We start from the raw sequence: 10,841 nt of genomic DNA, 5'->3' as shown, positions 1-10,841 counted from the left end.
ATAAGCGAATTTGACGTTGTCGAATCGCCTGCTCGATGAAAACATCAGGTATTGAAATCAGCAATCGAATGGCGCCCGGGCATCTCAGGTTGCTGCTCATATTTTTCGGTGTTGCACTGCTCGCAAGAGGCGGCGTCCTCTTCCGAGGTTTTGCCATCGACGATTATTTATACGGGCAAGGCTTCACGGAAGGAGAATTCGGAGGTTTTTTGACGCAAGGAAGATTCCTCCTTGCGGTCATCGACCGGGTCATCGATTCGCTCGGCGTGAACATAAACGATATTTATGTTTCTCTCGGATTTTCTGCCTTGCTGCTGCAGGCGGGGCTTGTATTGTCGATATTGCGCTTCGTTGGAGTTGCCGACAAACCTGGCGCGGCCATCGCGGGCTCGCTGATGGTGGCGCATCCGTACTTTGCTGAAATACTCACATTCCGCATGGTGCTTCCCGGTTATTGCGTGGGCACATTGCTCGCGATCATCACGCTGGAATCGGCCGCCCGGGCAGAGGGGGAGAAAAAAATCCAGAACCTTCTGATCTCGTTTGCCGCAACCACTGGAATGCTGTTTGTGTACCAGGGGTTTTTGAATTACTTCGCGGTGGCGCTCATCTTTTGCTTTCTGTTCGGCGAGATTTCAGGAAATGCGCCGGGAGTGAATGCGTCGGGAGTGAATTCTCGAGTTGGCAGCGATCACCGCAGGCGAATTCTTAATTTGCTACTCGTCTGCATTGTTTCCGCTTTGGTTTTCTTGGTAGTACTGAGTGTGTTCAAACGGCTCGGTGCCATCGAAATAACGAGCCGGGCAAAATTCATCGAATTGAAGGAAGTTCCTGAGCGAATTTCGCAGATTTTCGATTTGATGGCCACCGTATATTGGCGCGGCGAGCCATTGGGAGCCCATTGGTTGAAAACCCTTCTTGCCGCAATGCTCGCCGTTGCCGGGGTGGCGGTGTGCATTGAAGTCTTTCGGAGTGCGAGGGCGAATGGGCAATGGCTCAGGAAATTGACCGTCCTGCCTGTGGCCTTGCTTCTCGTGCCGGCGACGGTTGGCGTGATCCTTCCGTTCAAGGATTGGTGGCCAATGCCGCGCGTGTTGTCGCAGGCTGGGCTGATCATCGGATTGTTTTTCTTGCTCGCTTATCCGATATTGCGCCGGATGTTTTCGAGAGTTCCGGCCGGTGCCTTTGCATTGCTCCCGGCGATACTAGTCATATTTTTCGTTTTCAAAAATAACCAGGTTTTTGCCGATCAGCAACGGCTTAATTCCTGGGAGAAAATGAAAATCAATCGAATCGTCGCTCGTCTGGAGCAAATGAGCGATTTTTCGAAAGTTGAGTATATTTTCCTGAGCAAAGGCGAAGGAACGTATCCCGCCAAACTGAGCACCGTTCACGGTGACATGAACGTATCTGCTCTTGCCCCTGACTATTCAAGGGTGCCGCTCTTGATCGAAGCCTCTGGATATATGTTCAAGCCGGCAAAAGGCACGCAAATTGCCGTCGGTGAGGATTATTGCAAAACCGCGCCAGCCTGGCCCAGCCAGCGATCGGTTTCTATTGTTGGGAATTTGGCAATCGTTTGCCTGGAGTCAAGTCCTTGAAGAAGCTCGGCGGCTCTTGCGGCCCGGGCCTGGAATCCATCAATTGATTTTGAATATTGACGCGCTTCAATGAAAAACCTTCAAAGAATATCCATTGTCGTTCCGGTTTATGCGGGGGAGCGCTCGCTTCCCATGGTTGTTGCGGAAATCGAAAAATTCAATTCGCCTCAAATTTCGCCCGAGGGTAACGAATTCGTCGTGTGCGAAGTATTGCTTGTGCACGATTGCGGACCCGACCGATCGGACACGGTCATTGACGCGCTGGCGGCAAAGTATCCCTTTATCCGACCGATATGGTTGTCCCGGAATTACGGGCAGCACGCTGCGACGATGGCGGGCATGGCAAGCGCAACCGGCGACTGGGTGGTCACCATGGACGAGGATGGCCAGCAGGACCCGGAAAGCATCAAGGCCTTGATTGATTTGGGAATTCGGGAGAATTTCCAGCTTGTTTATGCACAACCGACAAATGCCGCCCCGCACGGGCTGGTCAGAAACTTCTTCAGCAAGACTGCAAAACTCATCAGTACGCGGCTTCTCGGAAATAAATCGATCGGCAGTTTCAACAGCTTCAGATTGATCGACGGTGAAATAGCCCGCACCTTGTCCGCGTACTGCGGGAATGGCGTATATCTCGATGTGGGGCTTTTTTGGATAACCGGCCGAGTCGGGCACTGCCCATTGAAGCTCAGGGAAGAATTTGGCCGGCCTTCTGGCTATTCTTTTCTGGCATTGGTCAAGCACTTCTGGAGCCTTGTCCTGACCACGGGGACGCGGCCACTGAGGTTGATCACGATCGTTGGTTTTTTCTCGATCCTGCTGGCCATCGGTTTTGCGATATACGCCCTGTACAAGAAATACACGGGACAAGTTCCCATTGAGGGATGGACTTCCCTGGCCGTCGTGGTTGCGTTCTTTTCGGGCGTGATACTTACCGCGCTCGGCGTGATTGCCGAATACCTCGCCGTGACGATGGGCATCGTGATGGGCAAGCCGCTTTACGTGGTGAGCTCCAAACCGACCCGGCCGAATCGCCCATGAAAACAGCTTGGGTGTTGGGTGCTCGTGGTCTTCTGGGATCGGCTTTTTGCCGCGCACTCTCGATGGCCGGCACAGCGCGGTTCACCCCCAGCGAGTCATTCCAATGGACCGATGAATCGGCGCTGCATTTGCAGATCGAGGCTGCGGTTCGCGGGTTTTCCGTCAGCGCGAGCCGTGCGGCCCGCTGGGAAATATATTGGGCAGCCGGTGCCGGCACGATGGGCAGTTCCGAGGCGGCCCTCGTGCCGGAGACTCGTGCGCTGGCTTTGCTGCTTGAATTGATCGCGGCCGACGCCGTGCTGATGGGCATGCCCGGCTCGCTGGTTTTCTCAAGCTCCGCGGGCGCGATCTATGGCGCCTGTCCGGACGAGATCATCACGGAAGCATCCCTGCCCGCGCCCAATTGCGCTTACGCGCGGGAGAAATTGAGCCAGGAGGATTTGCTGCGTTCGTTTTGCGCCGCAAATCCAAAAATGACAGTGCTCCTCGCCCGCATTTCCACGCTCTATGGCGCGGGGCAGGCGACGGGCAAGGCGCAAGGGCTTTTGACCCATATTGCGCGCAGCATCGTTCGAAACAAACCGATAGGAATCTACGTTCCCATCGACACCATTCGCGATTACATCTCGGTCGACGATGCGGCGCTGGAAATCGTCGAAACACTTCGCGATTTGAATTCGGCCCCTGGTGTATTGACGAAGATCATTGCTTCGGAACAGCCCGCGACTATTTCCGAAATAATTTCCATCTTCAAAAGAATTGCCAGAAAGTCACCCCGAATTACAACGGGAGTGAATAAATCATCGGGACTCTATTCTCGGCGCATCCGATTTTCCTCTGTTGTGCCGAGCCGAGGCCGAAATCGAAAAATCCGCAGTCTGGCGGTCGGCGTTGCGCAGTTGCTCGAAGCCGAGCGATTCACCCATGCCAATCCTCGCAGCCGATGAAGCGCGATCTTGATTTGCGCGGCGCCACAAAAATGAAAACGGACAAGATTCTCTCTTTTCAGTTCATTCGATTCCTCATCGTGGGTGTCGCCAATACATTGGTCGGACTGTCGGTGATCTACGCCGCCAAATATTTCTTTCATGCGGGCGATGTCGTGGCAAATGCCATCGGCTACGGTGTCGGCATCTGCGTCAGTTTCTTTCTCAACAGCCGGTGGACCTTTGCCTACGAGGGGGCCGTGCTGCCTGCAGTGGCAAAGTTTCTTCTTGGTACCGCGGTCGCTTATGGTGCAAACCTCCTGGCGGTCGTTGTGGCAATAGACCATTTCGGTCTCAATAGCTATCTTGCGCAGGCGATGGGGATGCCCGTGTATACGGTTACCGCCTACGTGGCCAGCAGATATATAGTGTTTCGACCGGTACAGGCGGTGAAGTAGGGCGGCGGCCACGATGGCTGACTTCTAATTCGACAAGACGAATTAATAATGAAAGAATTTTGCATTCTGTTTCTATTGAATCCGTGGCCGACTTGTCATCGTTGTCATGCGTCTTGATCGATGGTTGCATGAAAAATTTATAAAAACTAGGAATTCATGATGATTGCGCGAATTCGGAGATTCATCGCCTTCTGGCGGGACCAGGGAACCCCGGGGGCTGCACGGTTGATTCGCAGGAAGCTGGGCGAGATCGTTGGCGTGAATGGAAAGCCCGGGGAAACGAGCGACCCGAAAATGACGCTTCCCGAGCTTTGGGCGCTGAAGTTCGTCTCGCAGCAGCCACTGAATACTTATGTGATCCCGAAGTCCTCGCTCCCGCGCATCAGCCTGGTGACCGACAGCATCGGTTCGGGGAGCCTCTTTGGCGGCGTCGGCACCGCGCTGCTGTTTGCGGCCCAACTGGCCAACCGAATGAACGCAACGCTGCGGATCGTGACCCGGACCGAGGAGCCCTCCCCAGCGAATGCCTCGCAGGTCCTGGGCGCCTACGGCATTCGGCTGCGGCAGGAAATCCAGTTTGCCTTCGCACCGCACGTCGGAGGCGACTATCCGAGTGCCCTTCCCGCCGGAGAAACGGCGCCCAGCCTGGACATCCTCCCCGACGAAATCTTCGTCACCACCTCGTGGTGGACGACTGCGGCGGCGCTGCCCAGCGTTCCGCGCGCCTCGATCGTCTATCTGCTCCAGGAAGACGAACGGATGTTCTATCCCTTCGGAGAAGAGCGCGTTCAATGCGAGCGGGTGTTGCAAGTCCAGGACATCCGGTTCGTCGTCAACACCCAGCTCCTGTACGACCATCTGATCGCAACGGGCCTGGATCACCTGCGGCGCGCCGGATGCTGGTTCGAGCCCGCATTTCCGAAGTCGCTGTTCCACGAGCGCGAGCGGGAGCCGGGTGGCAAGAAGCGGTTCTTCTTCTATGCGCGACCGAACAATTCGCGCAATCTCTTCCACATCGGCCTGGATCTCATCGACAGGGCAGTCAACGAGGAGATCCTCGATCTCGCGCAGTGGGACATCTTCCTGGTCGGGAAGGACATTCCCAATGTGACTTTCGGCGACGGCTATTCGCCCCAGCGCATCGAAGGACTCGACTGGGAGGCCTATGCCGACCTGGTGGGAACGATCGATCTCGGGCTCTGCCTGATGTACACGCCGCACCCCAGCTACCCCCCTCTGGACCTGGCGGCCAGCGGTGCCGTCGTGGTGACCAACAAGTTCGCCAACAAGCAGGATCTGTCGGGCTATTCGCGCAACATCCTCGCTGCCGAACTGAACACGCAGGCGATGCTCGATGCGCTGAGGGCCGGCGTGGCGCTCGCAGGGGACAAGGAGGCGCGCAGCCGCAACTTCGCAGCCAATGCCCTGGGCTCGGACTGGACGCAATCGTTCGAATCGACGCTCGAGTCGCTCTCCACGGGACGCTGATGTTTGCACTGCAAACCCCGCCCGTTCCCTATGCGGATCCCTGGCTTCAGCCGCTCTCGACGCGGCTGGCCATGCTGTACCGGCGCAAAGTGCGGGTGGCCTATTTCTACGAAGAGCCGAACAACAGCACGTTTCGCTACCGGGCCTACAACATGGCTCACGTACTCAACGACGATGCGGCGGGCCACGTCTCGGCGAGCTATTTTTTCCTGTCCGACAGCGAGCGCTTCGACGAGATCGCCGACGCCGCCGATGTGCTGGTCATCTGCCGTTCGCGCTACTGCCATCGGGTCAATGGCCTCGTCACCAAGTTCCGCGCGCGCCGAAAACGCGTGCTGTTCGACGTCGACGATCTGGTCTTCGACACCGACTATGCACACCTGGTGGTCGCCACTCTGGGCCTGGATGTCACGCAGAACGGTCTCTGGGACGACTGGTTCGCGATGATCGCCCGCATGGGCCAGACGCTGAAGCTGTGCGATGGCGCGATCACGACCAACGACTTTCTTGCGCAGAAGCTCGCGGACTACTCGGGCCTGCCGGTGCACGTGGTGCCGAACTTCATGAACCGGGAGCAGCTCGCGCTCGCGCAGAGCGTCTTTGCGGAGAAGGAGCGCGCGCGTTTTGCCGGCAACGACAAGGTGACGCTCGGCTACTTCAGCGGCTCGCCTTCCCATCGCCTCGACTACGCGATCGTCGAGTCCGCGCTGGCCGAAGTGCTGGCCCTGCGGCCGGAGGCTGAGGTCATGGTCGTCGGCTACATCGATCATGGGCCGGTGATGCGGGAGTTCGCCCACCGTGTCAGCCGCCAGCCTTTTCATGACTATGTGAACCTCCAGCGCCTGCTCGGGACGGTGCAGTTCAACCTCATGCCGCTGCAGTCGAATGCGTTCACCGACTGCAAATCCGAGTTGAAGTATTTCGAGGCGGCGAGCGTCGGCACGCTGAGCATCGCTTCGCCGAGCTTCACCTATCGCCGAGCCATTCGCGACGGCGAAAACGGCTACCTGGCCAAGGCGCACGAATGGGCCGAAGTCATCCTGCGCGCCATGGACCGCAGCGACGCCTACGAATCGATGGCGCAGGAAGCGCGCAGCGATGCGCTGTCGAAGTTCAGCTGGCAGGAGCAGACGGGGGCGGTTTTGCGTGCATTGCAGCTTGCCCCGTAGCGCGGGTATGTCTCCGTGCTCTCGCCGGTCCGGCGCTGAGCGGCGTTTTATACTCTTTGCGGCCGCGCTGGCGCGGCCGCTCTTTCCTTTCCGATCACCACACCGTTGCACCACATGACTCTGTTGATCTATGGAGCAGGCGGACTGGGTCGCGAAGTGCTGTCCGCCCTGCAGACATGCGGGGAACACGTGTCCGGTTTCGTTGTCGACCCGGGTTTCCCGGTGCCGGACATGCGAGGCCTGCAGGTGCGGGCCGAACGTCTGGAGACTTTGTGGAACCCTGCCGTGCGCCTCGTCCTGGCGGTGGGGGATGGCCGGGCGCGTCAACGTGCTGCACAGTCGCTGGATGCAGGCGCCGAGTTCGTCATGGTGCGGCATCCGGCCGCGGTGATCGGTTCTCGCGTCTCGATCGGCGCGGGTGCCATGCTCATCGGCCCGTGTAGCGTCACGACGGACGCTTCGATCGGGTCCCACACGCTGATCAATCCTGGTTGCACGATCGCCCACGATTGCGTGCTGGAGGACTTCGTCAATCTCGGCCCTTCGTGCGCTCTCGCGGGACGCGTCACAGTTCGAGAAGGCGCCAACCTGGGCGTCGGCGTCTCGGTGGCGCCAGGTGTCGTGATCGGCGCCTGGTCGACGGTGGGCGCCGGCGCGGTGGTGATACGCGACGTCGAACCTGGAACCACCGTCGTCGGCGTTCCGGCGCGTCTCATCCAGCGCAGGGGCGACATTTCCCCTTCTCTCCCGCCTTCAGCCTAGTTTTTTATCGCTCAATTGCACAGACCCGGATGCCATCAATCATGCAAATTCAGGACCGCGACACTTCCCCGGCGACGATCAAGGTCCTGCGACCGCGACTGCCGGCGGCAGCCAGCCTCCTGCCGTATCTCGAACGCATCGACAGCTCGCGCACGTACAGCAACTACGGGCCGCTCAATGGCGAATTCGCCCGCCGTCTTGGCGAGCTGGTCGGTGGAAGCCATGTGACGTTGACCTCCAATGGAACCACCGCGATCGAGCTGGCGTTGAGGCTGCGTTGCCAGCAAGGCGGCCATTGCCTGATGCCTGCATTCACCTTCATCGCCAGCGCGCATGCGGTGTGCAATGCCGGCCTGACGCCGTATCTGCTCGAGACCGATCCGAACTCGCTGGCGCTCACGCCCGAAATCGCCGCTGCAGCGTTGAGCGGGGTGCCCGGTCCGGTTGCCGCGGTACTGGTCGTCAGCGCCTTCGGTGCGCCGCCGGACTTCGCCGCCTGGGCTGCGTTCGAGCAACAACACGGCATCCCCGTCGTCTTCGATGCCGCGGCCGCCTTGACCTCGCTCTCGGGCATCGGCCGGCAACCCGTTTGCGTGAGCCTTCATGCCACCAAGACCCTGGGCATCGGCGAAGGCGGGGCCATCTTCTGCGCCGACCGGGAACTGATGGACCGCGCAACGGCCATGACGGGCTTCGGGTTCGTCGGCCAGGAGCGCCAGTCTTCGCTGCGCGCGGGCAACTACCGCATTTCCGAGTACTCGGCCGCAGTGGGCCTGGCGGGGCTGGACGGGCTGCCCAGGCGCATCCAGGAAATGCGCGAATTGACGGCCGCATACGCAAGGCGGCTGGAAGGCAAGGCGGTGCATTTGCAACGCGGCGTCGGAAGCGATTGGGTCACGATGACGTTGAACGTAATCGTTCCGGCTGCGGACGTCGCCGCAACCACGCAGCGGCTCGACGCTGCCAAGGTCGAGTGGCGCCGTTGGTGGGGGCTGGGTTGCCATCGGCATTCGGCGTTCAAGGACGTGCCGATGTCCGACCTGTCCGTCACCGATACTCTCGCGCCGTGTGTGATCGGCTTGCCCTTCCACGACGACCTGTCGCCGGACGACCTGGATCGCATCACGGGCTGCCTCCAATGAGCAAGAGCCCGCTTCTTTCGTACATCGTTCTCTCGTACAACTACGAGCGCTACATAGGCAAGACGCTGCGCAGCATCCTGGACCAGACGGTGCAGGATTTCGAGATCGTGGTGGTGGACGACAGATCCGTCGACAACTCGGTGGCCATCGTGTCGGCCATCGAAGACCCGCGCATCAGGCTGTTCGTCAATGAGAAGAACCTCGGTGGGGCGGCGAGCTACAACCGGGCGGTTCAGGAAGCGCGCGGCGAGTGGCTGGTCAACCTGGACGCGGACGATTGGATCGATCCGCGAAAGGCCGAGATCCAACTGGAGGCGGCTGCCCGGGATCCACAACTCGATGTCATCGGCACCTATGTCGAGATCTATGACGAGAACGACGATCGGCACCCATCGGCCGATGCGTTGGAGGCGGGATACAACAAGCCGCGCGACCTGAATCTGGTCGACACCTGGATCGGTGCCAACCATCTGTGCCGGTCTTCCACCATGGTGCGCGCTTCGGCGCACAAGCGAATCGGGCTGGATGATCCGCTGATGGTTCGTGCACCAGACTACGAGCTGTGGACTCGCGCTCTGCAGCATGGCTGCAGATTCGCCATCGTTCCCGAGCGCCTGACTTTCATCCGCGCTCATTCCCGCGGTGTAACGCACGGTGATCCTGTCGGCACGCTGCTCGAGGTCAGCTACGCGATGCAGCGCAATCTGGTGCCTCTTGCAGAAGCTCGCTCGCTGCTTCTTTCCATCACTCGAATGGTTGCCTGGACGTGTCGCCATCCGTCGCTGAGTCAATTGCCGCCATTGCAGGCGTACAGACTGATCGGCGCGATGATGCAATCGACGGCGGCATCCGATTTCCAGCACTTCCGCGCAATGCTGGGCAACTACAGCGTTCAGCCTGAGCTTGCCGAAGTCGGCCGACGTTCCTTTGCTTTCGTGGGACCGAGTGCCGATGCATATCAGGAGGTCGACAAGCTTCACCGCGACATCCGGGCCTACATCGAAGCAAGGGACTATTTCAGGGGGGAAAGCGAAAAATGGGAGCAGGCCTATCGCTCGCTCGTGCTTGAGCGCCAGGCGGCCGCCGAAGCTCCGGCTCCGGCCTCAGGCTCTTCACCCTCTTTGCCTCGGCGCGCATGGTCGCGTCTTGTCCGGACCCTGACCAAATGAATTCGCCTCGTATCCTGGCGCTGCTCCCTTTTCTGGTGAAGGGTGCTCTCTCGATTGCCATCTTCCGTGCGCTCAGAGCACGCGGTGTGGATATCACGGTTGCCTATTGCGGCGATGCATCGGCAGCTTACGAACCTGATGCGCTGGAGGACTTCGCTTCGACCGGGCATCTTCTCGATCTGTCCGGCATGACAGCGATGACCCGGTTCGATCTGGTTCTGGAACAGCTTGTCGACCGCAAGGTGGATCTCGTGCTGCAGATAGGCGCCGGAGAGCTCTATCACTTGCTTCCCTATTGGAAAGAGCGGCTGCCTGCCCTGCGGGTCGCCGACATTCTTTACAACGAAATCGGCCATACGTTGAATCACTTCCTCTATGAAGGATGCTTCGATGCCGTGATCGTCGAGAGTGATTTCATGGGCGATTACATCAGGCGATCGTCCCGCAGACCCGATCCTCCCGTCGTCGTCGTTCGCAGCGGTGTCGATCTGGACGAGTTTTCCCCTGTCGCCACGCAGAGCGGCTCCAGGCTCAAGGTCGGCTATGTCGGCCGGATGTCGGATGAGAAGAATCCGGTCGGATTCGTCGAGTTGGCACGGCGGCTGGCGCCCCTGAACTCCGCGCTCGATTTCGAGATGTTCGGCACGGGTCCCGATGCGGCCATGGTCAAGGAGCGCGTTGCAACCAGTGGGATCGCAGACAGGCTGAGATATCACGGTTTTGTCGAGCACGCCAGAGATGCACTGCATCAACTGGATGTGCTCGTTCTGCCGTCGAAATTCGATGGCAGGCCGGTTCTGGTCATGGAGGCGAATGCGTGCGGCGTTCCCGTGATCGCAGCCCCGGTGGGCGGAATTCCTGAGCTGGTGACCGACGGGGCCAACGGCTTTCTGATTCCTCCGACCGAAACCGAGCGCATACACGCATTGCTGTCCAGGCTGCACGAGCAACCGCAGACGCTCGATGCGCTGAAGATCGCGGCGCGCGCCCATGCGCTGGAGCACTTCAGCCGCGAAAAGATGATCGAGGCTTACGCGGCCGCCTTCGCGAAAGTGGCCCTGGTTTGAAAGAGGCTCACGACCGGT

Annotated in this window: 10 protein-coding genes; all 10 read left to right on the top strand. The window is 59.4% G+C overall.

Annotation, left to right across the window (positions count from 1 at the left end; translation table 11 throughout):
• Positions 1–35: 35 nt before the first annotated feature.
• The 10 genes from QFZ83_RS24585 (at position 36) to QFZ83_RS24540 (ending at position 10,823) form a co-directional block, all read left to right on the top strand.
• A complete protein-coding gene (locus QFZ83_RS24585) occupies positions 36–1,601 on the top strand; it encodes a glucosyltransferase domain-containing protein (protein WP_307510802.1) in 1,566 nt (521 codons plus the stop codon).
• Between the two features lie 69 nt (positions 1,602–1,670).
• Complete coding sequence (locus QFZ83_RS24580) at positions 1,671–2,642, top strand: glycosyltransferase (protein ID WP_307510801.1); 972 nt, start codon at positions 1,671–1,673, stop codon at positions 2,640–2,642.
• Positions 2,639–3,589, top strand: a complete 951-nt coding sequence (locus QFZ83_RS24575; RefSeq protein ID WP_307510799.1) for an NAD(P)-dependent oxidoreductase — start codon at positions 2,639–2,641, stop codon at positions 3,587–3,589. Before QFZ83_RS24580 ends, QFZ83_RS24575 begins: the two co-directional genes overlap by 4 nt.
• A complete protein-coding gene (locus tag QFZ83_RS24570) occupies positions 3,586–4,026 on the top strand; it encodes a GtrA family protein (RefSeq protein WP_307510798.1) in 441 nt (146 codons plus the stop codon). The genes QFZ83_RS24575 and QFZ83_RS24570 overlap by 4 nt, the downstream gene beginning before the upstream one ends.
• 159 nt (positions 4,027–4,185) lie before the next feature.
• On the top strand, positions 4,186–5,514 hold the full coding sequence (locus tag QFZ83_RS24565; RefSeq protein WP_307510796.1) for a hypothetical protein: 1,329 nt from the start codon (positions 4,186–4,188) through the stop codon (positions 5,512–5,514).
• Entirely contained in the window at positions 5,514–6,683 is a 1,170-nt protein-coding gene (locus tag QFZ83_RS24560) for a glycosyltransferase family 4 protein (RefSeq protein WP_307510794.1), read from the top strand. Before QFZ83_RS24565 ends, QFZ83_RS24560 begins: the two co-directional genes overlap by 1 nt.
• A gap of 114 nt (positions 6,684–6,797) precedes the next feature.
• On the top strand, positions 6,798–7,445 hold the full coding sequence (locus tag QFZ83_RS24555; protein WP_307510792.1) for a NeuD/PglB/VioB family sugar acetyltransferase: 648 nt from the start codon (positions 6,798–6,800) through the stop codon (positions 7,443–7,445).
• 41 nt (positions 7,446–7,486) lie between these two features.
• On the top strand, positions 7,487–8,587 hold the full coding sequence (locus QFZ83_RS24550; protein WP_307510790.1) for a DegT/DnrJ/EryC1/StrS aminotransferase family protein: 1,101 nt from the start codon (positions 7,487–7,489) through the stop codon (positions 8,585–8,587).
• Positions 8,584–9,756 carry a glycosyltransferase family 2 protein gene (locus tag QFZ83_RS24545; protein WP_307510788.1) on the top strand — a complete coding sequence of 391 codons (1,173 nt, stop codon included), beginning with the start codon at positions 8,584–8,586 and terminating at the stop codon, positions 9,754–9,756. Before QFZ83_RS24550 ends, QFZ83_RS24545 begins: the two co-directional genes overlap by 4 nt.
• Positions 9,753–10,823, top strand: coding sequence for a glycosyltransferase family 4 protein (locus QFZ83_RS24540; protein WP_307510786.1), 1,071 nt, complete (start codon positions 9,753–9,755; stop codon positions 10,821–10,823). The genes QFZ83_RS24545 and QFZ83_RS24540 overlap by 4 nt, the downstream gene beginning before the upstream one ends.
• Positions 10,824–10,841 lie beyond the last annotated feature (18 nt).

The sequence above is a fragment of the Variovorax sp. W1I1 genome (assembly GCF_030815625.1).
Lineage (GTDB): Bacteria > Pseudomonadota > Gammaproteobacteria > Burkholderiales > Burkholderiaceae_C > Variovorax > Variovorax paradoxus_C.
This window is presented reverse-complemented; position numbering and strand designations above follow the sequence as displayed.

What these genes read in the sequence shown, in the direction of transcription:
- QFZ83_RS24585 (WP_307510802.1), top strand. Translation starts at nt 36, where the DNA reads ATGAAAACATCAGGTATTGAAATCAGCAATCGAATGGCGCCCGGGCAT.
- QFZ83_RS24580 (WP_307510801.1), top strand. Translation starts at nt 1,671, where the DNA reads ATGAAAAACCTTCAAAGAATATCCATTGTCGTTCCGGTTTATGCGGGG.
- QFZ83_RS24565 (WP_307510796.1), top strand. Translation starts at nt 4,186, where the DNA reads ATGATTGCGCGAATTCGGAGATTCATCGCCTTCTGGCGGGACCAGGGA.
- QFZ83_RS24575 (WP_307510799.1), top strand. Translation starts at nt 2,639, where the DNA reads ATGAAAACAGCTTGGGTGTTGGGTGCTCGTGGTCTTCTGGGATCGGCT.
- QFZ83_RS24550 (WP_307510790.1), top strand. Translation starts at nt 7,487, where the DNA reads ATGCAAATTCAGGACCGCGACACTTCCCCGGCGACGATCAAGGTCCTG.
- QFZ83_RS24545 (WP_307510788.1), top strand. Translation starts at nt 8,584, where the DNA reads ATGAGCAAGAGCCCGCTTCTTTCGTACATCGTTCTCTCGTACAACTAC.
- QFZ83_RS24540 (WP_307510786.1), top strand. Translation starts at nt 9,753, where the DNA reads ATGAATTCGCCTCGTATCCTGGCGCTGCTCCCTTTTCTGGTGAAGGGT.
- QFZ83_RS24570 (WP_307510798.1), top strand. Translation starts at nt 3,586, where the DNA reads ATGAAGCGCGATCTTGATTTGCGCGGCGCCACAAAAATGAAAACGGAC.
- QFZ83_RS24555 (WP_307510792.1), top strand. Translation starts at nt 6,798, where the DNA reads ATGACTCTGTTGATCTATGGAGCAGGCGGACTGGGTCGCGAAGTGCTG.
- QFZ83_RS24560 (WP_307510794.1), top strand. Translation starts at nt 5,514, where the DNA reads ATGTTTGCACTGCAAACCCCGCCCGTTCCCTATGCGGATCCCTGGCTT.